Below are 23108 nucleotides of genomic sequence, written 5' to 3'. Positions count from 1 at the left end.
GTAGGCTGAAGAGGATCAATCAGATAATCCGCTGAGAAAGATTTTCTTCTTTACATCTTTGGCATTTTATCAACCAGAAATTCCGGATACCCGGATTTAAGAGTGCCTTTAGGTTTCGCTTCTTGGGCTTCATGAACATTGATTAATATCAGATGAATGTTAATTGTGGTCGGACTACCCCTCCGTGGGTATTTCCAATGAACACTGGCATTGCCTTTCTCTTTTAACCAATATCAAGGATGACGCAATAAGGCGTTGCGACCATGATTCCGGTAGATCTGACAACGGGAGCAGAGCGATGGGCAGGAACAGAGGCTGGAAGCGGGAGCTGAGTCTTCTTGCGGTTTGTTCCCTGCTGCTGACGCCGGTCACCGGCGCGGAACCCCGCACCCAACCGGAACTGGCCAACCTGGTGTTGCAGGACTGCGGATCCTGCCATGGCATGACTCTCAAAGGTGGACTGGGGCCTGCCCTGCACCCGGAAAACCTGGAACGGCTGCCTGCCGAAGCCATTGCGGCGATCATTCGAGAGGGGGTGCCGGATACGGCCATGCCGCCCTGGAAGCCTCTTCTGACACCTGAAGAAATTGACTGGATCAGCCGGCAACTGAAGGCCGGCACCCTGGTTTCGCCCCAATGACCTATGAGGAGCTTCGCCAAGCAATGGATCATCCCGGACATGTTTTCCAGCGTCTGTTATTGATTGTCCTCCTGGTGGTGGGGCTAGCCGGCTGCCAGATGTTCACTCCGGCCTCGCCTTCGCAGGAGCTGATGGGCACTGGCGATCTCGGCCTGATCATCGAGCGTGCGACCGGTTCGGTACTGGTGATCAATACTTCCCGGCATTCAGTGCTCGGGCGGGTTGAAGGGCTCGGGGACCTCTCCCATGCTTCGGTGGTGTATTCCCGGGATGGCCGCTATGGCTATGTGTTCGGGCGCGACGGCGGCCTCACCAAAGTCGATCTGCTAACCCGGTCCATTGTCGAGCGGGTTATCCAGTCGGGTAACAGCATTGGCGGCGCTATCTCGCAGGATGGTCGGTTCGTGGCGGTTTCCAACTACGAGCCCGGTGGCGTCAAGGTTTTTGACAGCGAGACCCTGGAACTGGTGATGGATATCCCGGCCAGCTACACCGACGCCGAGGGCAAGACAGTGCAGTCCAAGACCGTCGGGCTGGTGGATGCACCGGGCAACCGGTTCGTGTTCAGCCTGTTTGATGCAGACCAGATCTGGACCCTCGATATGGCCGCGTCCGAGCCGGCGGTTCGCAAGTTCGACGCCGGTGACGCCCCCTACGACGCACTGATTACCCCGGACGGCCGCCACTATATCGCCGGTCTCTTCGGCGAGGATGGCTTGTCCATGCTGGATTTTTGGAATCCGGAGCAGGGGGTAACCGAGATCCTGCCGGACTATGGTAAGGGCGAGCAGAAACTGCCGGTGTACAAGATGCCCCACCTTGAAGGCTGGGCCATCGCCGATGGCCGGGCGTTTTTCCCGGCGGTCGGACACCACCAGGTGCTGGTGGCGAACATGGATGACTGGTCACTGGTAGACCGGATTCCGGTGCAGGGCCAGCCGGTGTTCGTGATGGCCAGCCCCGACAACCGGCAGATCTGGGTCAGCTTTGCCCACCCGAAAAACGATGTGATACAGGTGATTGATTCGCAGACCAGGGAAATTATCCAGACCCTGGAGCCTGGCGAGGCGGTACTGCACATGGAGTTCACGCCCCGGGGCGAGGAGGTCTGGGTGTCTGCCCGGGACAGCAACCGGGTGACGGTGTACAGCACCCGGACCCTGGAGCCGGTGGCAACACTTGATGCGGAGAAGCCCAGTGGCATCTTCTTTACCAGCCGGGCCCATGCGCTTGGCCTGTAGCCGCAATGAGGGCCGGGTTGGCCTGGCACTGGCGTTTGGCATGGCGGTGTCGGGGAGCTCTGGTGCAGCGGGAAATCCGTCGCCATTGGGGATCCGCATCGAGTCTGTCACGGCGGTGACCGCCGTCGCCCGCCATCGCCTGACCAGTTTTCTGGCCCAGGCCGGCTGTTCGGCGGACGTGCGCTTTGGTGAGTCTGAACAGGATGTCGTGCTTGAGTTCCGGCCCGGTGAGAGCGGGGCCGGCAATGAGCCGGTGCTGGTGGCAACCAACCGCACCGGTGATCGGCCCACGCCTGTCTGGGTGACCCGGCGAACGGCGGGGGTAGGTTCAATCGCCGAGTTGGCAGGGCGTGATCTGGCAACTGTGGCAGGTCCGGATCCGCTGGGCTCACGCCTGGCCCTGGAGGCCCTGGCAAAAGCGGGTGTGACGCCGGCCCGGCAGCAGCTTTATGAAGCCGGGGACTTCAGCTCGGCGCTGGGCCTGTTACTGCACAATAACACCCATGCGGCGGTGTCGGAGGCGGCCTTTGTGGAGCCGATGCTGGAGAAAAACGGCCTGGTTGTCACCTGGGCTGGCAAGCCTGTTTCCGCAGGCGGATGGTATCGGGGAGCGGGCTGGAACATGTCGGCCCTGCTTTGCGAGGATGCCCTGGCAGGACTCACCCGGAGCGGCGACCGCCAGATCTTCGCGGTTTTTCCCGAATGGGTTCATGGTTTTAGCAGGCCCGAGCGCCTGAATTCAGAGGAAGTTTCCCAATGACGTTTTATCAACCGGTTGGCAATGAGATCGAACTTTTCCAGGCCGCGGCCGACAACGGTCTGCCTGTGTTGATCAAGGGCCCCACCGGCTGCGGCAAGACCCGCTTTGTCCGCTACATGGCGGAACAGCTGGACCGGCCAGTGTACACGGTGGCCTGTCACGACGACCTGACAGCGGCGGACCTGGTGGGTCGGCACCTGATCGGCCCCGACGGCACATACTGGCAGGATGGCCCGCTCACACGGGCGGTGCGCGAAGGGGGCATCTGCTACCTGGACGAGGTGGTGGAAGCCCGCAAGGACACCACAGTGGTACTCCACCCGCTGGCAGACGATCGCCGGGAGCTGCCCATCGAGCGCACCGGTGAACTGCTGCAGGCGGCGCCCGGATTCATGCTGGTGGTGTCCTATAACCCGGGGTACCAAAGCCTGCTCAAGGGCATGAAACCGAGCACCCGGCAGCGCTTCGTGTCGCTGCGGTTCGACTATCCCTCCGAGGCGGCAGAGCAGACCATCGTCGCCGAGGAAGCCGGCTGCGACCGGGATCTGGCCAGGCAGCTGGTGAGCCTGGCGTCGGCGCTGAGAAACCTGAAGGATCACGATCTGGAAGAGGCAGCGTCCACGCGCCTGCTGATTCACACGGCGATGATGATCAAGGCAGGCTTGCCGCCGCTGGATGCAGTGCGGGCCGGCATGATAGAACCGTTGTCGGACGATGAAGCCACGGTGGCAGCACTCATGGAGGTGGTGTATGCAGTATTCGGGCGGCCGGGAGAAAGTCGCTAGCGGGGCAGTGGTTCCCGTTATCTGGTATTTGCTGAATCTGCTGGCGATTCCGGTAGTCGGGTTTGCCGTATTGGTTTGGTTGTATCTTCATAGTGAGGGTGACCAACCGCTGCGCCGGGACCATACCCGGGCGGCACTGGTCATGTCGGTGGTCGGTGCGGTGTTGATCAGCTCCGGCGTGGGTGTGGCCTGGTTGGCCTTGGGTAATACCGGGCACTTCTGGAGCTTCGCCCTGGTGTGGGCCATCGTACTGCACACGGGGTTTGTATTGTGGGGGATGGTGGCCCTGGCGCAGGCGATGGCGGACAAGAAGCCGTTGTTTCCCAAGTGCTGGTTGCAGGCCCGCTAAGACGGGGTCAGAAGAAAGCGTTCTTCAGACCCCATGTTCGGCCAAGCTTCGGGGAGTGGGAGTCCAAGACGGGGTCAGATGAAGGCTTTCATCTGACCCCAGGTTCCGCCCAGCTGTCGGGTTACTCCGGGGTCTGATGAAAGCCTTCATCTGACCCCATCTTCACGCCGACCCCCCCCCCCTAGCTCGCCGCATGAAACCCGGCAATCACTGCCACCACCACCGGCGCCCAGGCCTGGGCGGCGAGGCGCCAGCCTCTGGGGGCCTTTCGCATTTCCATGAAGTGGTCCACCAGCAGCATCGCCTTCACCACAATCAGGGCAAACACCAGCCAGGCCAGGAATTCGGGCCCCAGGCCCGTCTGAAGGGCGATGACCGGCAGCGCAGTGCAGATCATCAACGCCAGGTAGATTGTCAGCATGTCATTCGCTCCGCTTGTTCGGCGCTCAGCATCGGTTCAGCAGCACTCCACATCAAGTCAGCACATAAACCATCGGAAAAAGCACCAGCCACACCAGATCTACCATGTGCCAGTAAGAAGCCCCGGATTCCATGCCGTTCATGTCGGTGCCGTCGTAGTCGCCATTGCCGACCTTCACCGCCAGGACGATCAGGATGATCTGCCCAAGCAGCACGTGCATGAAATGGAAGAAGGTCAGGAAAAAATAAAACATGAAGAAGGTGTCGGTGCCCAGGTTGTAGCCCTGGCCATACAGATCGGCGTATTCCCACAGTTTGCCGACGGTGTAAACGGTGGACACTGCGATCGCCATCCAGAGTCGCAGCTGCGTACCCTGTTCCCCATGCCGGAGCCGGTGCACCGCTGTGGCCACCAGATAGCTGGCGGTGATCAGCGCCACGGTGTTGAGCAGACCGATCCACGGGTGCAGAACTTCGCGGCCGGCGTGAAAAGTGGCCGGATCCAGGCTGCGGGCGACGGTAAAACCGATGAACAGGATGCCGAACACCGCCAGTTCGGCAAAGATGAACATCCACACGGCGAGGTCGCCCGGCAGGTGTCTGGCCTTGGTCGCAGTCAGGTCGGTCATGGTCATCGGGTCAGGTTGAGATAGAGTTTGGGCAGTTGCAGGGGCAGCTGGGCCGGGTCCCGGATCACCACGTAGTGGTTGCTGCCGAACACATAGGGCAGGTATTCGCTGGCCTCGTCGTCGATAGTGACGCAGAACGGGGTCAGGCCGGCCCTGTGGGCTTCCTGCACGGCCATGCGGGTGTCTTCCACGCCGTAGCGCCCTTCGTACAGGTCCAGGTCGTTAGGCTTGCCATCGGTGAGCAGCAGCAGGATCTTCTGGTGTTCGTGACGGGCCTGGAGCAAGCGGGTGGCCTGGCGGATGGCGGTGCCCATGCGGGTGTAGTAGCCCGGCTCCAGGGCCTGGATGCGGCCGCGGATGGTGCCGGTATAGGCCTCGTCGAAGCCTTTGATGTGATGAAAGCGCACATGGTCCCGGCGTCGGGAGGAGAAGGCGAACAGGGCGAACGGGTCTCGGCTCGCCTGCAGGGCTTCGCTGAGCAGTTGCAGGCCGTCCCGGGCCACGTCGATCACGCGCTGGTGGTTGTTGATATAGGTTTCGGTGGACAGGGACACATCGGCCAGCACCAGGCAGGCCAGGTCCCGCTGGCTCTGCTGGCAGCGCCGGAACAGTTTCTGGTCGATGGCGCCCTGGCGCCGGCGGTTCTGGACCTCCCGTTCCAGGCAGGCATCCAGGTCCAGTTCCTCGCCCTCCACCTGTCGCTTTTGCCACTGTTTGAGCGGTTTCAGGGTACTGAACTGCCGTTGCAGCCGTTTGGCGGGCCGCCTCAGCGGTTCGGGCAGTTCTGCCGGCCGGGCATCCCGGGCCAGCATCGGCTGCAGGCAGCAGAATTTCTCCCGGTAACTCTGGCTGCGCCAGTCCCACTCCGGCAGATGAATGCCGGGGCCCAGGCGCAGGTCGTCATTTTCTTCCGAGGGCAGGTCCAGGTCGAACTTGATGGAGGAGGAGGTCTCGCGCCGGTCGTTGGACACGGAGATCATGTCCATGTCGTCGGCCACGGCCTCGGCGTCTTCCTCTTCGGTGTCGTCACCGGCCCGATCGACCGGAATGAACTCGGTCCAGGAGAACAGGCTCTCCAGCCGGAAGATCATCAGGCCCTGGTCCCGGTCGAAGCCTTCGACCCGTTCCGCCTGCCGGCGCTTGTGTTTCTTCGACAGCCCGCCGGGGCTGGATTGGGTGTTGTCGTCACCTATGACCTGGCCGTTGGCAGGGCCCTGGTTCAGGGACGGGTAGAGCCAAAGAATGACCGGCCAGGGGTCGGTACCGGCGACTGGAATCCGGGTGACACTGCCGGGATGAATCAGCGCCTGGCGAATGGCGTCTTCCCGGGCGGCCTCGCCCGGCGGCAGTTCATCCGGGTGCGGGCGCCACTGCAGCGCGTGGCTGACCAGACGCTGATAGATGCGTTCCAATCCCGGCCAACGCACCAGAACGTCCTGGACCATGGCCTGGTTGCCGGTGAACCAGTTGCTGTCTTCGGGTTCCGGCGAGGCGGCCAGCGCTGCCAGCCAGAGGTAAAGGTCCCGGTTCAGGCTTGCTGACGGAAACAGGGCCACGCGTTCGGGCAGTCGCAGGTTCTGGTCATCACGCCAGGCCAGTTCGAACTTGCGGTGGGTGCCGGCGAGCTTGTGCAGGAATCGCCGGCGCAACCGGAAATGCCGGGGTTCGGCCGTGACCAGGCTCAATGCCGGATCACCGCCCAGGGCCCGGAACAGGATGCCCAGGTTGCGGGCTTCGTCTTTCAGGTGAACGGCATGTTCCGGAAACTCCCCGAGTGCCTGCCGTGTGATGTATTCATGCCATTTGTAGCCAACCCATTCTTCCATTGCTTGCTCCTTGTCAGCCCCGGCGCCCGGCCGGTTCGCTGTCCAGCTGGTGCACCGGGATCAGCACGGTCTGCCGGTTGGGCTCGCCCGGCTCCCAGTGCAACAGACTGCCATCGGGGTTGTCTTTCTGCACCTCGCGGCAGGCGCTTACGCATTGCAGGCACTGGGTACAGGTGAACTTGGCGCGCTTGTGACTGCGGGTGGGCAGCCGCATCGGACAGGCCTCGTCGCAGGCCTTGGTGCAGTCCCGGCAGGCGGCGGCGCGGGCTGTGTCGAAGGTCACCATGCGGCCGCGGCCATTGGTCATCCAGGCGATGCTCTGCACCACGCCGAAGGCGCAGCCATACTTGCAGAACAGATGCCGGGCAAACAGGAAGTCCAGGGTGAAAACGGTACTGGCCACGGCCAGGAATACTGAGGGGTAGAACGCCAGATTGCCGCTCACCAGATCCGTATAGAGCGGGATTGGCGGCAGCAGGTACGACAGCATTGCCAGTGCCCAGGAGAACCCGATCAGTCCGCACACCAGGGTCAGTCCCGCCCAGTGGATGACTTTGCCCCGGCGGCCTTTCTTCAGCGCTTCCCACAGGGTGGGGCGGCCGGTGATCCGGGTCATCAGATGATTGACGGTTTCCACCACGGAAAAATGTGGGCACAGCCAGCCGCAGTAGATCCGTCCCCATTTCCACGCAATCCAGAGTACCAGAGGTACCAGTACGAGGATGGGAAGGATGAACCAGAACAGGATCTGCCCGGCCACATCCGCCGGTGAACTCTGGGCGACCCAGTCGAGGTTCAGGTTAAACGAAAGCGGAAACCCTAACAGGATAAATCGGGTTTCGGTCAGGTCGTAACGGAACAGGTTGAGGACCGGTGCAAGCAGGAATAACGCAAAGAAACTGGCCCGAGTGATCAGTCGGTTCCTCTGCAGTGTATCCCTCGGATTGATCGTTTGTACTTGCACGGTCGGTGTCCGGAGTTGGCGGGGCTGCCGGGCCACCGGCAACCCCGCTCAGGAGTGGGTTTACGCGTCTTCGGTGGCGGGGCCACGGACTTCTTCAGCCGGGGACGCCTGCCCCTTGATGAAGAAGCTGCCGAAGTACACGATCAGCCCGGCCAGGAAGAAACAGCCGGCCACGAAGCGCATCCAGTAGAACAATGCGATGTTGTCCTGGGTGGCCATGAACGACAGTGCCTCGCCGCTTTCCGGAATCCGCTGCAGCCAGATCTGCAGGATGCCGGCGCCGGTAAGGAACAGGGTGATGAACACCATGGAAATGGTCATCAGCCAGAAGCCCCACATCTCCAGAATCTGGGCGGTATTGCTGTTGCCGTAGGGGCGCCCGCGCATGATCGGCATGGCGTAGGAGATGATGGTCAGCACGATCATCACGTAGGCGCCGTAGAAGGCCATGTGGCCGTGGGCCGCGGTGATCTGGCTGCCGTGGGTGTAGTAGTTCACCGGGGCCAGCGTGTGCAGGAAGCCCCATACGCCTGCGCCCAGGAATGCCATCACTGCAGTACCCATGGCCCAGAGCATGGCGGCCTTGTTGGGGTGATTGCGCCGGCGGCGGTTGATCATGTTGAAGGCGAACAGCACCATCATGAAGAACGGCAGCGGCTCCAGGGCGGAGAACACCGAACCCAGCCACAGCCAGTACTCGGGCGGCCCGATCCAGAAGAAGTGGTGGCCGGTACCGATGATGCCGGTGATCAGGGCCATGGCGATGATCACGTACAGCCACTTCTCGATGACCTCACGGTCAACCCCGGTGATCTTGATCAGCACATAGGCCAGGATGGCACCCATGATCAGTTCCCATACACCTTCAACCCACAGGTGCACCACGAACCACCAGAAGTACTTGTCCAGGGTCAGGTTGCCGGGGTTGTAGAAGGAGAACAGCCAGAGCACGGCCAGGCCGACCAGGCCGGTGATCAGTACGATGTTGACGACGGTCTTGCGGCCCTTCAGGGCGGTCATCAGGATATTGACCAGGAAGCCGACCACCACGAGCGCTATTCCGATCTTGGTGATAGTGGGCTGTTCCAGGAATTCACGGCCCATGGTGGGCAGCAACTTGTTCATGGTGACATCCGCCAGGGTGGCATAGTCCACGAACAGATAACCGAGAATGGTCAGAGTACCGGCAGCTGCAAACACCCAGAACAGGATCCAGGCCAGCAACGGGCTGTACAGTTCCGTCTGGGCCTCTTCCGGCACCAGATAGTAGGTGGCGCCCATGAAGCCGAACAGCAGCCAGACAATCAGCAGGTTGGTGTGCACCATCCGTGCAACGTTGAAGGGGATTTCCGGGAACAGGAAGTCTCCCACCACGTACTGCAGACCCAGCACCAGGCCAAACACGATCTGGCCGGCAAACAGGATCAGGGCAAAGATGAAGTAGGGCATGGCGACCCGTTGGGATTCGTATTTCATGTCGTTTCTGCTCCCTCAGCCTTCAATGTTGGGTGGCCAGCCGTTATCGTCGATCTTGGACGTCCACTCCAGGAACGCCGCCAGATCCTCGATTTCCTGGTCGGTCAGATTGAACTGCGGCATCTGCCGGCGGCCCGGCACGTTGGTAGGCATGGCATTCATCCAGCCCTTCATGTAGGCCTTGAAGACCTCGGAGTCACTGGCGCCCCGGCGGTCGAACACGTTGGCCAGCTCCGGTGCGAAGTAGGCGCCTTCGCCCATCAGGGAATGACAGCCAACACAGTTGTTGTTTTCCCAGACATGTTTGCCCCGGACTACCTGCTCGGTGAGCTGGTCCCGGTTATCCCGTTCGGGCATGGCCCGTGATTGAGTGTCAAAAGTCAGGGCCAGGAACAGTAATACGAAGAAGGCACTGCCTCCCAGGTAGATGTTCCTGGCCATGCTTTTGGTAAAGCGCTCGGCCATCGGTCTCTCTCCTTGGTCGTTGTGGAATACCTGACTACAGCACTAGGATATAAAGATGTATTTCAAATGCTGTTGACGATTATCAAGCATTACCGAATTTCACACTATTGCGCCGGGGAGTTACCTCCGGAGGGGTAGGTGGTAGACTTCGCGCGCTGAACCTGAAACCTGTTGTCCGGAGACCTCGATGGCCGCTGCGCTGGCATTATTCCTGAAGCTGATCCCCCTGTATGTCACGGTTGCCCTGGGCTGGATTGCCGGTCGTTACCTGGAGGCAAGTGGCAAACATATCGCCGGGATCATGCTTTACATCGTCACGCCGTCGGTGGTGTTTTCCGGTGTGATGGCGGCGCCGCTGTCGCCAGAAGTGGTTCTGCTCCCGTTTCTGGTGTTCGCGATATCTTCAGTTCTCGGGATCGCCCAGATGAAACTGGCGAGGCGCGTGGTGACTGACGGCAGCGCCAGCATCATTCCCCTTTGTGTGGGCTCCGGGAATACCGGTTATTTCGGCGTGCCGGTGGCGCTGCTGCTGTTCGGGGAAGAGGGGCTGGGGCTGTATATCGTGTGTATGCTCGGCACCACGCTGTTCGAGAATTCGGTGGGGTTCTACCTGGCGGCGCGTGGACGGTATGACCTGAAGGACGCCCTGTGGCGGGTGGTGAAACTTCCTTCGGTGTATGCCTTTCTGGCGGCGGTGGCGCTCAACCTGTCCGGGGTCCGGATTCCGGATATCTTTGTACCGCTGTTCGACAACCTGCGTGGCGCCTACAGCATCCTGGGCATGATGATCATCGGTATGAGCATCACCTCGTTCCGGGGACTGGCCGGCAATATCCGTTTCACCGGTCTCGCGTTCTTCGGCAAGTTCGTGGTCTGGCCGCTGGTGGCGACCCTGTTCTGGTGGCTGGATGCCAACATCCTGGGAATCTACGATACCGCCGTGCACCAGGCCATGTTCCTGATCTCCATCACACCGATCGCCGCCAACACCGTAGTCATTGCGACCCTGCTGGATACGGCGCCAAGGCAGGCGGCGGGCACGGTGCTGCTGACCACCCTGTTCGCCCTGGCGTTCATCCCGGTGATGATTTCCCTGGCGTTCTAGACGAGCTGTTGGTGGCGGGTTCCACCGCGCAGGTCCGGGCCTCGGCGATGTCCTTGCGGGCATGGCGAACCACGCTGATGCCGGCAGTGACGGCGAGGCTGCCCATGATGGCCGCCACGACCAGGTCCGGCCAGGCGGTGCCGGTGCCGAAGACGCCGAGCGCAGCACCCATGACCGCAATATTGCTGATCGCGTCGTTGCGGCTGCACAACCACACGGAGCGCATGTCCGAGTCTCCCTCGCGGAAGCGGAACAGCATGACGGCGACACTGACATTGGCCGCCAGCGCCAGCAGACCCACGGCACCCATGGTCAGTGGTTCCGGCGTGATTCCGCTCTGGGCCACCCAGATGGCCCGGGCCCAGACCACAAGGCCGAAGGTGGCCATGGTCAAGCCTTTAACCATGGCGGCCCGACCACGCCAGAGCATGCCCATGGACAGAACACTCAGGGAAAGGATGTAGTTGGCGCTGTCGCCAAAGAAGTCGATGGCATCGGCCATCAGCGAGACCGAGCCGGACTGGATGCTGGCAATACCCTCCACCAGGAACATGGCAAGGTTCACCCACAGGGCGATCCAGAGCGCCTTGCGGAACCCGGGGGCGGGGGATGTGGGTTCGGGAGCCGAGCAACTGCAGGCCATGGTGTCCTCCTGTTCTTCAGTTGCCTACAGTAAAAACCCTATAGTTGCTACAGGGTCAACCGCCGGAGGCGGGGGCCTCAGATTCGTCAGCTGTGGCCCTGGCCGTGGGTGCCCGGGACATGATTGTGGTCGCTGGCCATGTCCAGTTTGTCGAGCTCGGAGGTCAGCCCTCCGAGTATGCCGCATTCGCTGACCGTGCCCCCGTCACTGCAGGCGGCCTGCAGCTTTTCCAGGGTCTGCTCCAGGCTCGCCAGCTCCCTCAAACGCTCACGCACATGATCCAGGTGGCGGGCAAGCAGAGCATCCACACCACTGCAGTCGGCATCCGGGTTTTCCGCCAGACGGATCAGCTCCCGAATTTCATCCTGGGCCATATCGAGGTTGCGACAGCGTTTGATGAACAACAACCGTTCCAGGTGAGCCTGGCGGTAGCTGCGATAGCCGCTGGCGTCACGGACCGGTTCGGGCAGAAGGCCGATTTTCTCGTAGTATCGGATGGTCTCGACGGGAATGCCCGCCTGTTTGGCAATGGCTCCGATTCTCAAGGCTCCCCTCCTTCAGGATTTGAGCGCCAGAATGCGCCGGGCTCCGTTCAACACGATCAGGCCCACAATGGTGCCGACCACTAGGTCGGGATAGTTGGAACCGGTCCAGGCCACCAGGGCGCCTGCCACGATGACCCCGAGATTGATGACCACGTCGTTGGCGGAGAATATCCAGCTGGCTTTCATGTGGGCGCCACCATGCCGGTGCCGGGAGATCAGGATCAGACAGGTGCTGTTGGCCACCAGGGCAATCAGAGCCATCACCATCATCAGCGCCGATTCCGGCTCGCTGCCCAGCAGGAACCGCCGGCCCACTTCCAGCAGTACCCCGAGGGCCAGGATCAATTGCAGAACGCCGGCAACATGGGCCGCGCGCACCTGCATCCGGATGCTATGTGCAACAGCATACAGTGACAGACCATAGACGGCCGCATCGGCGAACATGTCGAGGGAATCGGCAATCAGGGCGGTGGACTGGGCGATCAGGCCGGTTGCCAGTTCCAGCACGAACATCACTGCGTTGATGGCGAGCAGGATCTTCAGGGTGCCGGATTCCTCGCCAGCACGAGTCGCCGCTGCTGTGGCTGCTTCGAGGGCATCCGGATCCGCGGGGCGCGTTTCCTGCAGGGTTGCTCCCAGTCCCAGGGGCCGGAGCCTGTCTGTAACAGGTTGGGCGTCGCCGTCATGGAGCACCTGGAGCTGACGGTTTTCCAGGTCGAATGACAGGCCGCCGATCTGGGCACAGCCGTCCAGGGCCATGCGAATCATCCGCTCCTCTGACGGGCAGTCCATTTTGGGAATACGGTACAGGCTGACCCATTCGCCCGACGATTGGGGCGCCGCCGGTGTTTGGCTTCCGGGATCGACTGACTTACAACCGCATTCACCTGTTCTGGCTTCATTCATGAAACGAATTGCCCCATCCACTATTCCGCGTTCACGTCCAGGGAATATCGACCAGGGCGCGAAGACCGCCCCGAGCCCCTGTGTCAAAGGTAAGTGTACCACCGTAACGTTCGGTGATTTCCCTGACGATGGCCAGGCCAAGGCCGTGGCCGGGAGTCTGTTCATCCAGCCGAAGCCCGCGGACACCGAGAGAAGGCACGGATTCGGAGTGAACGCCGGGGCCGTCGTCCTCGACCCGCATTATCATTCGGCCGTCTTCCTCCAGTAATGAAAGCTCGACGGTCTTCTCCGACCACTTGCCGGCATTATCCAGCAGATTGCCGAGCACTTCGTTCAGATCGTGTTCCTCCAGCGGCCAACGCCGTTCCTCCATCAACTCGGAAGACAATTCGAAGGATTTTTCCGGATAGAGCCTGCCCAGCATCCAGAGAAGATCCCGTGCCTGCTTGACCGGGTAGGCGCTTTTCCCCACCTGAGGGCCGGCAAACCGGCTCCGGCGCATTTCCGCTTCAAGTTGTTTGTCGATATCCCCGAGCCGTGCAGCCATTTCGTGTCTGATGGGGGCGTCCAGCGGGCGGCTGGTGTCTTCCAGAATCTGCCGGGTTGCCGCGATGGGGGTTTTGACGCTATGCGACAGATTCGCCAGTGCGTCCCGGGAGCGTTCCAGTCGCTGGTCGAGGGAATCGAGCAATTGGTTGAGCTGTTGCACCAACGGCTGGAACTCCTCCGGGGCCTGAACGGCAATACGGGAGATTTCGCCATCCTGAAGCCTCTTCAGGGCAGCCTTGAGGGTCACGACGGGCCGCATGGAAAGGATGATGCCCAGCCAGATCACCGCAACGAGCAGCATGATCAGAAGAATGGAAACGATGGCGGTCCACGCATGCAGCTCGGCCTGGCTGCGTTTCAGGGCGCCCAGATCTTCCGAGACAATCACGACAATGGGTGTGTCGCCAACCCGGAACGACTCTCTGTAGGCCAGGATGCTGGAGGGGCTGTCGCTACTCCCTCTGCTACCGACCTGAGTGGCACCGTCCGGCCCGGACTCGAGTAGGGGCATCAGCAGAGGCTTCCAGGATTCCGGGGAAATGAGGGTTCGGTAGGGGGACTGGATGGCAAAGGAATGGTGAAAGACTTCCTGGAAATAGTCGCCGGTCTGGAGCGTGTCAATGCGACCGCCGGATTCCCGGATTTGGTGTTCAAGGAACGCGACCTCGTCCTTCAGTCGGCTTTCAACGAATTCCCTCGCCATCCGGTCCAGTAATAGCCCGTGTACCAGCCAGGCCAGAGCCATCAGGCCGATGCCGGCCGGTAACAGCAGGACGAGCAGGGTGCCCTTCACGGACACCGGCTTCTTAAACAGTGTCATTGAACAGATAACCCTGGCCGCGTCGGGTTGCAATGGTATCGGCGCCCACCAGTTTCCGGAGTCGACGGATGTAAGCCTCGATCACATTCTCGCTGGGGCTGTCGTTGAGGTTGTAAAGCTGCTCCATCAGCTGTTCCTTGGAAAACACATGCCGGGGACGGCTCATCAGGCAGCGGAGCAGGCGGAACTCGGTGCCGGTCAGGGTATGCTCGGTGCCATCGGCCAGTTTCAGGCTCTGGCGATTCTCATCCAGCTCGAACCGGCCCGCTTTCACCACCGAGTGAACCCTGCCTTCACTGCGGCGAACAATGGCGTTGAGGCGGGCGATCAGCTCTTCGGTCTGGAAGGGTTTGGCCAGGTAATCGTCCGCGCCGGCCTTAAGGCCATTTACCTTGTCCTGCCAGTCACCCCTGGCGGTCAGAATCAGGACCGGCAGGTTGATCTGGTTCGCCCGCCATTTTTTCAATACCTCCAGGCCGCTGCCGTCGGGCAACCCAAGATCCAGAACCACCGCCCGGTAATCCTCCTGCTCTCCCAGCACGACAGCCTCCCGGGCCATGGAGGTGGTATCCACACTGAAGCCCGCTTTTTCAAGCTGGCGGGCCAGGCCATCGGCCAGCAAGCGGTCATCTTCAACAAGCAGTAGGCGCATGGTTCTGTTCCTTATCGGCGTCTTGTCGGCCGCGTCAGTGTCACTGACTTACCTGAATTCAGCCTGAACTCTAAATTGTTGGTCATTTTCAGAAAGGATTCAGGTTTGTGCGAGATGGTATCAATCGTTTCTTGGCATTGCTCAAGTTTCAGGGCAAGCCGACTGGCGTACTAACGCACATTATTTCACAGGAGAAGATGGGATGAATGCATCAAAGCTTTTTGTTGCGGCTGCGGCCATGTCGATGACCGCAACTACATTTGCCGCAGGCAGTCACGGTGGTGGTCATGGAAGCAGCATTGGTGAGCCCGGAAATGCAGGCGATGTTTCCCGCACCATCCAGGTGGAAATGCACGACAACTATTACGAACCCGAAGCCATCGAGGTTACTCGAGGCGAGACCGTGCGTTTCATGATCGAGAACAAGGGCAGACTGGTGCATGAATTCAATATCGGTACTCCCGATATGCACGAGGCCCATCGGGACGAAATGAAGATGATGGTCGAGCACGGCGTGATTCAGGGTGGCAAGCTCAATGAGGACATGATGAATATGGATATGGGTAACGGTCACACCATGAAGCATGATGATCCCAACAGCGTTCTGCTCGAGCCGGGCCAGAAGAAGGAAATCATCTGGACCTTCAGCAGCAAGACCAACATGGAATTCGCCTGCAATATCCCTGGCCACTACCAATCCGGAATGTACGGTGACGTGAACTTCGATTCCGCAGCCGACACCCAGGCCCGCGCAGACTGATCCCGCCCGAGGACGATAAGAAGGGAGCACCACTTTTCCGGTGCTCCCGTTGCAGTATTCCAGGAGTAACCAACACATGAAGAACGCCCTTATGGCAGGGGCCCTCGCGCTCCTTTTGCCTGTGATCGCGGCTGCCGGTGAGTACAGCCTCACCGTGGACCGCGTGATGATTGACACCGGTGACTTTGTGAAAGAGGGCATCGGCTACAACGGAGCCTCTCCCGGACCGGTGCTCAGGTTCAAGGAAGGGGAGAGCGTGACGATCAATGTCACCAATAATCTGGATGAGCCGACCTCCATTCACTGGCACGGACTGATCCTGCCGTTCGAGCAGGATGGTGTGCCGGGTATCAGCTTTGAGGGTATCCAGCCCGGCGAGACGTTTACGTACGAGTTTCCCATCGTGCAGAGCGGCACCTACTGGTTCCACAGCCATTCCGGTTTTCAGGAGCCCAACGGCGCCTATGGTGCAATCGTGATCGAACCCGAGGGGCGCGAGCCCTTCCGGTATGACCGGGACTATGTGGTCCAGCTCACCGACAAACACCCGCACGATGCCAACCGGGTCATGCGTAATCTGAAGATGATGCCGGATTACTACAACCGTCAGCAGCAGACGGTCGGGGATTTCTTTGCCGATATCTCGAAGCACGGTTTCATGACCGCCCTGCAGGACCGTCTGGCCTGGGGCGACATGCGCATGATGAAGGCCGACGTGGAGGACGTTCAGGGTTTTACCGGCCTGATCAACGGCAAGGGGCCCGAGCAGAACTGGACCGGCGTATTCGAGCCGGGTGAACGCATCCGTCTTCGATTCATCAACTCGTCCGCCATGGCGTACTTTGATATCCGGATTCCGGGTCTGGAGATGACCGTGGTTCAGGCAGATGGCAATAACGTGCAGCCGGTTACCGTGGACGAGTTCCGCATCGGTGTGGCGGAAACCTACGATGTCATTGTCCGGCCGAAGACCGCCGAGGCCTACACCATCTTCGCCGAATCCATGGGGCGGTCGGGCTATGCGAGGGCGACTCTGGCGCCTGAGGAAGGCATGCAAGGGCCCGTGCCCGAACTGAGAGAGGCGCCATTGCTGACCATGGCCGATATGGGCGGCATGCATGGTATGGCCGATGGCGATATGGCGACCCGCGACGGTGCGGAAGACATGGACCATGGCAACATGAGCCAGGGTTCAATGGAACAGGCCAGTATGAATGGCAGCTCCGGCATGGCCGCTGACGCTGGCACTACGATGGCCCGAATGGACCACTCGGGCATGGATCACGGTGCCATGATCATGGCCGAAGGTGGTGCCAGCGATCCCTTCTACGCGGAGGGTAGCGGCCTGGTGCCGGTGGCGGCGAATGGTGGCAAGTTCCTCTCGTACTCGGATTTGCGGGCCCAGAAGCCACTGTACGAGGAGCGGGAACCCACCCGTGAAATCGAACTGCGCCTGACCGGCAACATGGAGCGGTATACCTGGAGTATTGACGGCGTCAAGTATGAGGACGCGGAACCATTGAAGCTGCAATACGGCGAGCGCGTCCGGTTCAAGTTTGTTAACGAAACCATGATGACGCATCCGATGCATCTGCATGGCATGTGGTCCATCCTCGATGTGGGGGCCGGGGAGTGGAACCCGGTCAAACACACCGTCAGCGTTCAACCGGGCACTACGGTCTATATGGAAACCGAGGTGGACGCGCCGGGCCAGTGGGCTTTCCATTGCCACCTGTCCTACCATGCCGCCTCCGGCATGTTCCGCAAGGTCGTGGTCGAGGGTGGTCCGGACCAGGGCAACACCGCCGGCGTTGAAGTTGCGAATGACGGAGGTGATGCATGAGGACTTTGACCCTGTCTGCGCTTGCACTGGCATTGACGTTGCCATCGTTGCCCGTGCTGGGCAGTGATATGCCGCAGGACCAGTCCGGCCGGAAGGACGCGCTGAGCCTCTGGGGTGTCCAGTTCGAGGAACTGGAATATCGTTACAGTGACGATGACGAGGAACTGGGGGTCTGGAACGGCGATGCCTTCTACGGCACTGATGAACTCAAGTTCCGCTGGCTGACTAAAGGTGAGTACGCGATCGAAGAAGAGGCCTATGAGAAGCTGGAAAACCAGTTGCTCCTGCAGACGCCGGTTTCCAGCTTCTTCGACGCCAAGGCCGGCGTGCGCTTCGACACGCCCGAGGGCCCGGACCGTACCTATGGGGTGTTGGGGCTGACCGGCCTGGCTCCGCACTGGTTCGAGGTGGATGCCAGCCTGTATGTCAGTGACGAAGGCGATACTTCGGCGGAGTTTGATGCCGAGTACGAGCTGCTGTTCACCAATCACCTGATCCTGTCTGCTGCACTGGATGCCACTGTTGCTTTCAGTGAAGACCGGGAAATTGGTGTGGGCAAGGGGCTGGTTTCTACAGAAACCGGGCTCCGGTTGAGCTATGACCTGGTTGACCGGTCCTTCTCGCCCTACCTGGGCGTGGTCCACGAACGCAAATATGGCGACACCGCCGACTTTGCGGAAGCAGAAGGGGGAGGCACCGAGGACTGGTTCGCCGTTATCGGAGCAAGAGTCTCGTTCTGAGTCCGCCTCTGACACTCCAGCTAACGGGCCGAGGGTACCCGCCTCGGCCCGTTTTTTGTTGCTGACAAGTTGATGTGGATCAACCGGGGGCGGTTGAGGCAGCTGATTTTCAGCCGCAATTCAGCTTCGGATGTTGTGATGAGGTCAAAGCAAGCAGGTTGGGAGGTGAATGCCATGACCAAAGCTCACAAAGCAACCAGTCAGGAACCCTTTCTTCTCCACAGGAAATTGCCCGTTGAGGGGCTGGGTGAGAGTCAGTGGGAGGATTTCATTCACGAACTGAATCACCACCCCTGCGTGGACTTCGCCGAGCGCAAGCCGGGCAACCGTCTATTCGTGACCTATGATGGAAGTCATTGGTCCATCGATGAGTTGCTCGATCTGGTTGCAGGCTATGACGGGAGGCTTCCCGGAGGCTGGTGGACGCGCAGGAAACTGGCCTGGTACCGGTTTACCGATGACAACGTCCGGGCCAATGCCAATCACGAGCCATTCTGTTGTTCGAAGATTCCGCCAATGAAACGAAAGTGACAGGAGGTTGAATGGGCAGTGAGCAGGACAGAACCACCCATTATCAGGAAGGAAGTCTGACGCTTCCCGGAACCGTGATGCTGGGAACCGGCGTCATGATTGGGGCCGGTATCTTCGCACTGACCGGCCAGATGGCCCAGATGACGGGTGTGCTGTTTCCGCTGGCCTTTCTGGCGGCTGCGGTCATCGTGGCCTTCAGCGCGTACTCCTATATCAAGATCTCCAATGCCTGGCCATCCGCCGGAGGCATTGGTATGTATCTGCACAAAGCCTACGGGAACCGCTTGCCAACTGCGTTCAACGCCTTGCTGATGTATTTCTCGATGGTGATTGCCCAGAGTTTTCTGGCGCGTACTTTCGGTTCCTACACCATGCAGTTGTTCGGCGGCGACGAAAGCGGACGCATGGTACCCATTCTCGGCGTATCGCTGATCCTGGGGGCTTTTCTGATCAACCTGCTGGGTAACCGGATGATCCAGGGAGTGGCCTCCTTCATCGGTATTCTGAAAATAGGGGGGATACTGGTTTTCGGGCTGGTGGGTGTCTGGATCGCCGACAGCATATCGGTTGATTTCTCCACACCGGGAGAAGCGGGAACCGCTGGTAATTTCCTGGGTGCCACCGCGCTCGGGATACTGGCCTTCAAGGGTTTCACCACCATCACCAACAGTGGCTCCGAGGTGAAGGATCCGCACCGGAACGTGGGGCGCGCTATCGTTATTTCCATTGCAGCCTGTGTGGTGATCTACACCCTGGTTGGCTTTGCCGTTGCCAGCAATCTTTCACTGGCTGAAATCATTGAGACCCGGGACTACTCCCTTGCTGCAGCCGCACGCCCGGCACTGGGGGATTATGGTGTCTGGTTCACGGTTGCCATCGCCATGATGGCCACCGCCGGTGGCATTCTGGCCAGTATCTTCGCTGTCTCGCGCATGTTGGCCATGCTGACGGAGATGAAGCTGGTGCCCCACAGTCATTTCGGCATGCCGGGAACCATCCAGAAGCACACGCTGGTCTACACTGTGGTCCTGGGGCTGATCCTCACGGCCTTTTTTGATCTTTCCCGCATTGCGGCTTTGGGGATCGTCTTCTACCTGGTCATGGATATTGCCATTCACTGGGGCGTGCTTCGGTATCTGCGGGCAGATGTGAAGGCAAGCGTCTGGGTGCCGGCGACGGCGATCATTCTGGATATGCTGGCACTTGGTGGTTTTGTCTGGGTGAAACTGAACACCGATCCTTTTGTTATCGGTGTGGCCGTGGCAACGATGGCCGTGATTGCCATTGTCGAGCAGCTGTTCCTGACCAGAACTGCGCGCACCCGGGAATCCGGGCATGAGGGAACTCAGGTGCATCATCACCATTAATAGGTTATCGACCTGGAGAGCAGTACCATGATGGGAAATGGAGCGTTTGGTAATACCATGTTTTATAACACGATGTGGGCCGGACACTGGTTGTGGATGCTGGTGATCGGCATTGTGGTCGTCATACCGGCCTGGCGTATTTGCCAGCGCACGGGATATCCGGGCTGGATGGGCATTCTGATACTGATTCCAGTGGTTAATCTTTTCCTGCTTTATTTTCTTGCGTTTTCTGAATGGCCCGCGGATAAACAAGGGGGGCCGGATGCCTGAGCACCAGCACGCTCACCATGCCCACCACGGTGAAGGGGAAAGTGGAGAGCACCTCGCCAAGGACCCGGTTTGCGGAATGTCCGTAGACCCCCACACGGCCGAGCATCGAAGTCAGCACGGTGGAAAAACCTGGTATTTTTGCTCGTCACGCTGCCAGTCGAAATTCGACGAGGACCCCGAACAATACCTCGGCGGGCAACCGCAACAGGAAGAGGCCGTGCCGCCGGGCACCATCTACACCTGCCCGATGCATCCCGAAATTCGCCAGCAGGGACCGGGAGACTGCCCCATCTGTGGTATGGCTCTGGAGCCCGAGCAGGTGAGCCTGGATGATGGGCCATCCGCAGAGCTTACGGACATGACCCGCCGGTTCTGGATTGGACTGGTTCTGACTCTGCCGGTGCTGGTGCTTGAAATGGGCGGGCACCTGACCGGGCTTGATCACATTGTCGCCCCTCAGATATCCAACTGGATCCAGTTGGTGCTGGCAACACCGGTTGTTATGTGGTGTGGCTGGCCGTTCTTTGTCCGGGGCTGGAGGTCCGTGGTCAGTCGCAACCTGAACATGTTCACGTTGATTGCCATCGGTACCGGCGTGGCGTTGATATATAGCCTGGTGGCGACCCTTGCCCCTCAGGTTTTCCCGGCAGCCTTTCGACAGGAGGATGGCTCGGTTGCCGTCTATTTCGAGGCCGCGGCGGTCATTGTGGTGCTGGTCTTACTGGGGCAGGTGCTGGAACTCCGGGCCCGGGAAAAAACCTCGGGTGCCATCAAGGCCTTGCTGGATCTGGCGCCGGCAACCGCCAGGAAACTGGACGATGCGGGCGGTGAGTCCGATGTGTCGCTTGATCAGGTCAAGGTTGGCGACCGCCTTCGGGTTCGGCCCGGAGACAAGGTGCCACTGGACGGAGAGGTGCTTGAGGGCAGCTCCAATGTGGACGAATCCATGGTCACTGGTGAGCCTTTGGCGGTCAGCAAGAAATCGGGAGATCAGGTGATTGGCGGCAGCATCAACCAGCAGGGCAGCTTTATCATGCGGGCCGACAAGGTTGGCCGGGACACCATGCTGTCACAGATTGTGCAGATGGTGGCGAGCGCCCAGCGCAGCCGCGCGCCCATTCAGGGCCTGGCCGACAAGGTCGCGGGCTATTTTGTGCCGGCCGTGATCCTGATCGCCATTATCGCCTTTATCGTCTGGTCCGTCTTCGGGCCCACGCCGCCCATGGCCTTCGGGCTGATTGCCGCTGTGAGCGTGTTGATCATCGCCTGCCCCTGTGCCCTGGGGCTGGCCACGCCCATGTCGATCATGGTCGGCGTCGGCCGGGGTGCCCAGAGTGGTGTGCTGATACGGGACGCGGAAGCTCTGGAGCGCATGGAAAAGGTGGATACGGTTGTGGTGGACAAAACCGGCACACTGACAGAAGGCAAACCTCAGGTCACAAAGCTGGTTCCTGCCGAGGGATTCAGCGAGGAAGAACTCATGCGGTTTGCCGGCGGCCTGGAAAAGGGCAGTGAGCACCCGCTGGCCCATGCCATTCTCGACAAAGCCGGGGCCATGGACCTGACGCTGCCAGAGGCTGAGGGTTTCGATTCCCCGAATGGCAAAGGCGTGACCGGAAAGATCGATGGGCAGCAGGTACTGATTGGCAACCGGCTGTTGATGGAATCCGAAGGCGTCGATACCTCGGATTTTGAGTCTGAAGCCGACCAGCTCCGCAGGGATGGGGCTACGGTGATTTTCGCAGCCGTTGACGGAAAGGTTTGCGGGTTGCTTGCCATTGCCGATCCGGTGAAAGAAACCACCGAAGCGGCCATAACGGCACTACAGAAGGATGGCATCCGTGTCGTCATGCTGACCGGCGATAACCGAACATCGGCTGAGGCCGTTGCCCGCAAACTGCACATTGACGAAGTGGAGGCGGAAGTCCTGCCGGAGGACAAGGGCAAGATCGTTCAGCGCCTGAAAGATGAGGGCCGTATTGTGGTCATGGCCGGCGATGGCGTAAACGACGCACCCGCATTGGCAACGGCGGATGTGGGTGTGGCCATGGGCACAGGTACGGATGTCGCGATCGAAAGCGCCGGTATTACCCTGCTCCGGGGAGACCTGATGGGCATTGTGGAAGCCCGCCGGCTGTCTCTGGCGACCATGCGCAACATCCGGCAGAACCTGTTTTTTGCCTTTATCTACAACTCTGCCGGCGTCCCGATCGCCGCTGGGGTGTTGTATCCGTTTGCGGGCATCCTGCTGTCCCCGATTTTCGCGGCGGCGGCCATGTCGCTGTCTTCGGTCAGCGTGATTGTCAACGCACTGCGTTTGCGAGTGGTCAGGCTGGGACCGGGCCACTGAACTTTTCTCTCACAGGAGATAACCATGTCATACACGATCAACCGTCTCATCAAGAATGTCGATTTTGAGGATGTGGACCAGAGAGCGCGGCAGGCCCTGGGGGACCACGGCTTCGGCGTGCTGACCGAGATCGACGTCAAAGCCACCATGAAGAAAAAGCTCGACAAGGACATGTCTGCCTACCGGATTCTGGGGGCCTGTAATCCCGGTATGGCCTGGGAAGCTATTGGCGTGGAGCCCCGCGTCGGTGCCATGCTGCCGTGCAACGTGATTCTCAGGGAAGTTTCGGACGGCGTGGAGGTCAGTGCCGTTGATCCTGTGGCGTCCATGACGGCCATTGATAATGACGAGCTCAAGCAGGTTGCCGGGAAAGTCAGAGACATGCTGTCTGAGGTTGTCGAGGCGATCTGACCGATGGCCTCGGGCGCCCTGCCTCTGCGCGTGCGTTAAGCCGCAAGAGGGTGTTGGAATC

At 60.3% G+C, this 23108-nt stretch carries 25 protein-coding genes; 14 read left to right on the top strand and 11 right to left on the bottom strand.

Annotated elements, in window-relative coordinates; all coding sequences use genetic code 11:
• Positions 1-298: 298 nt before the first annotated feature.
• The 5 genes from DET50_RS17935 to DET50_RS17915 all read left to right on the top strand — a co-directional run bounded on the left by DET50_RS17935 (position 299) and on the right by DET50_RS17915 (position 3775).
• Positions 299-640, top strand: coding sequence for a c-type cytochrome (locus tag DET50_RS17935; RefSeq protein WP_113864100.1), 342 nt, complete (start codon positions 299-301; stop codon positions 638-640).
• Positions 641-738: 98 nt separating this feature from the next.
• The gene (locus DET50_RS17930; protein WP_113864104.1) at positions 739-1881 is read left to right on the top strand and encodes a cytochrome D1 domain-containing protein; all 1143 of its coding nucleotides are present in this window, start codon (positions 739-741) and stop codon (positions 1879-1881) included.
• Positions 1838-2641, top strand: a complete 804-nt coding sequence (locus DET50_RS17925; protein WP_258546168.1) for a PhnD/SsuA/transferrin family substrate-binding protein — start codon at positions 1838-1840, stop codon at positions 2639-2641. Before DET50_RS17930 ends, DET50_RS17925 begins: the two co-directional genes overlap by 44 nt.
• A complete protein-coding gene (locus DET50_RS17920) occupies positions 2638-3426 on the top strand; it encodes a CbbQ/NirQ/NorQ/GpvN family protein (protein WP_113864099.1) in 789 nt (262 codons plus the stop codon). The genes DET50_RS17925 and DET50_RS17920 overlap by 4 nt, the downstream gene beginning before the upstream one ends.
• Positions 3392-3775: a hypothetical protein gene (locus DET50_RS17915; protein ID WP_113864098.1), complete on the top strand. Its 384-nt coding sequence runs from the start codon at positions 3392-3394 to the stop codon at positions 3773-3775. Before DET50_RS17920 ends, DET50_RS17915 begins: the two co-directional genes overlap by 35 nt.
• A gap of 181 nt (positions 3776-3956) precedes the next feature.
• Here the strand turns inward: DET50_RS17915 and DET50_RS17910 are convergent, their stop codons facing one another.
• From DET50_RS17910 to DET50_RS17885, 6 genes are read right to left on the bottom strand one after another with little or no spacing between them, the layout of a single operon-like run.
• Complete coding sequence (locus tag DET50_RS17910) at positions 3957-4196, bottom strand: cytochrome C oxidase subunit IV family protein (RefSeq protein ID WP_113864097.1); 240 nt, start codon at positions 4194-4196, stop codon at positions 3957-3959.
• Positions 4197-4248: 52 nt separating this feature from the next.
• Complete coding sequence (locus DET50_RS17905; RefSeq protein ID WP_113864096.1) at positions 4249-4824, bottom strand: cytochrome c oxidase subunit 3; 576 nt, start codon at positions 4822-4824, stop codon at positions 4249-4251.
• Positions 4825-4826: 2 nt separating this feature from the next.
• Positions 4827-6650 carry a nitric oxide reductase activation protein NorD gene (locus DET50_RS17900; RefSeq protein ID WP_113864095.1) on the bottom strand — a complete coding sequence of 608 codons (1824 nt, stop codon included), beginning with the start codon at positions 6648-6650 and terminating at the stop codon, positions 4827-4829.
• Positions 6651-6663: 13 nt separating this feature from the next.
• Entirely contained in the window at positions 6664-7614 is a 951-nt protein-coding gene (locus DET50_RS17895; protein WP_113864102.1) for a 4Fe-4S binding protein, read from the bottom strand.
• Between the two features lie 60 nt (positions 7615-7674).
• On the bottom strand, positions 7675-9090 hold the full coding sequence (locus DET50_RS17890; RefSeq protein ID WP_113864094.1) for a cbb3-type cytochrome c oxidase subunit I: 1416 nt from the start codon (positions 9088-9090) through the stop codon (positions 7675-7677).
• 15 nt (positions 9091-9105) lie between these two features.
• Positions 9106-9555: a c-type cytochrome gene (locus DET50_RS17885; protein ID WP_092002109.1), complete on the bottom strand. Its 450-nt coding sequence runs from the start codon at positions 9553-9555 to the stop codon at positions 9106-9108.
• Between the two features lie 187 nt (positions 9556-9742).
• Between DET50_RS17885 and DET50_RS17880 the strand changes: the two genes are divergently transcribed.
• Positions 9743-10660 (top strand): AEC family transporter, encoded by a 918-nt coding sequence (locus DET50_RS17880; RefSeq protein WP_113864093.1) that lies wholly within the window; start codon positions 9743-9745, stop codon positions 10658-10660.
• On the opposite strand, the gene DET50_RS17875 is transcribed toward DET50_RS17880, so the two are convergent.
• The 5 genes from DET50_RS17875 to DET50_RS17855 form a co-directional block, all read right to left on the bottom strand.
• Positions 10629-11303, bottom strand: a complete 675-nt coding sequence (locus DET50_RS17875) for a cation diffusion facilitator family transporter (RefSeq protein ID WP_113864092.1) — start codon at positions 11301-11303, stop codon at positions 10629-10631. The two genes, DET50_RS17880 and DET50_RS17875, sit on opposite strands and share 32 nt — an antisense overlap.
• Positions 11304-11389: 86 nt before the next feature.
• A complete protein-coding gene (gene cadR, locus DET50_RS17870) occupies positions 11390-11848 on the bottom strand; it encodes a Cd(II)/Pb(II)-responsive transcriptional regulator (RefSeq protein WP_113864091.1) in 459 nt (152 codons plus the stop codon).
• Between the two features lie 12 nt (positions 11849-11860).
• Positions 11861-12754, bottom strand: a complete 894-nt coding sequence (locus tag DET50_RS17865) for a cation efflux transmembrane domain-containing protein (RefSeq protein ID WP_113864090.1) — start codon at positions 12752-12754, stop codon at positions 11861-11863.
• A gap of 31 nt (positions 12755-12785) precedes the next feature.
• A complete protein-coding gene (locus tag DET50_RS17860) occupies positions 12786-14123 on the bottom strand; it encodes an ATP-binding protein (protein ID WP_113864089.1) in 1338 nt (445 codons plus the stop codon).
• Positions 14110-14775, bottom strand: a complete 666-nt coding sequence (locus DET50_RS17855) for a response regulator transcription factor (protein ID WP_113864088.1) — start codon at positions 14773-14775, stop codon at positions 14110-14112. Before DET50_RS17855 ends, DET50_RS17860 begins: the two co-directional genes overlap by 14 nt.
• A gap of 202 nt (positions 14776-14977) precedes the next feature.
• Here DET50_RS17855 and DET50_RS17850 point away from each other — a divergent pair, with 202 nt between their 5' ends.
• From DET50_RS17850 to DET50_RS17815, 8 genes are all read left to right on the top strand, one after another.
• Positions 14978-15535: a cupredoxin domain-containing protein gene (locus DET50_RS17850; RefSeq protein WP_113864087.1), complete on the top strand. Its 558-nt coding sequence runs from the start codon at positions 14978-14980 to the stop codon at positions 15533-15535.
• A gap of 76 nt (positions 15536-15611) precedes the next feature.
• Complete coding sequence (locus DET50_RS17845) at positions 15612-17378, top strand: copper resistance system multicopper oxidase (RefSeq protein ID WP_113864086.1); 1767 nt, start codon at positions 15612-15614, stop codon at positions 17376-17378.
• 68 nt (positions 17379-17446) lie between these two features.
• A complete protein-coding gene (locus tag DET50_RS17840; protein WP_099614202.1) occupies positions 17447-18118 on the top strand; it encodes a copper resistance protein B in 672 nt (223 codons plus the stop codon).
• A 174-nt stretch (positions 18119-18292) separates the two neighbouring features.
• Complete coding sequence (locus tag DET50_RS17835; protein ID WP_099614203.1) at positions 18293-18649, top strand: hypothetical protein; 357 nt, start codon at positions 18293-18295, stop codon at positions 18647-18649.
• Between the two features lie 11 nt (positions 18650-18660).
• Positions 18661-20016, top strand: a complete 1356-nt coding sequence (locus tag DET50_RS17830) for an APC family permease (RefSeq protein ID WP_113864085.1) — start codon at positions 18661-18663, stop codon at positions 20014-20016.
• 27 nt (positions 20017-20043) lie between these two features.
• On the top strand, positions 20044-20286 hold the full coding sequence (locus tag DET50_RS17825) for a hypothetical protein (RefSeq protein ID WP_170003631.1): 243 nt from the start codon (positions 20044-20046) through the stop codon (positions 20284-20286).
• Positions 20279-22636, top strand: a complete 2358-nt coding sequence (locus DET50_RS17820) for a heavy metal translocating P-type ATPase (RefSeq protein ID WP_113864084.1) — start codon at positions 20279-20281, stop codon at positions 22634-22636. The genes DET50_RS17825 and DET50_RS17820 overlap by 8 nt, the downstream gene beginning before the upstream one ends.
• 24 nt (positions 22637-22660) lie before the next feature.
• Positions 22661-23047 carry a DUF302 domain-containing protein gene (locus DET50_RS17815; RefSeq protein ID WP_099613909.1) on the top strand — a complete coding sequence of 129 codons (387 nt, stop codon included), beginning with the start codon at positions 22661-22663 and terminating at the stop codon, positions 23045-23047.
• Positions 23048-23108 lie beyond the last annotated feature (61 nt).

The organism is Marinobacter pelagius, from assembly GCF_003315345.1.
Lineage (GTDB): Bacteria > Pseudomonadota > Gammaproteobacteria > Pseudomonadales > Oleiphilaceae > Marinobacter > Marinobacter pelagius_A.
Note: the sequence above shows the minus strand (reverse complement) of the source record. Positions and strands in the feature narration are given on the sequence as shown.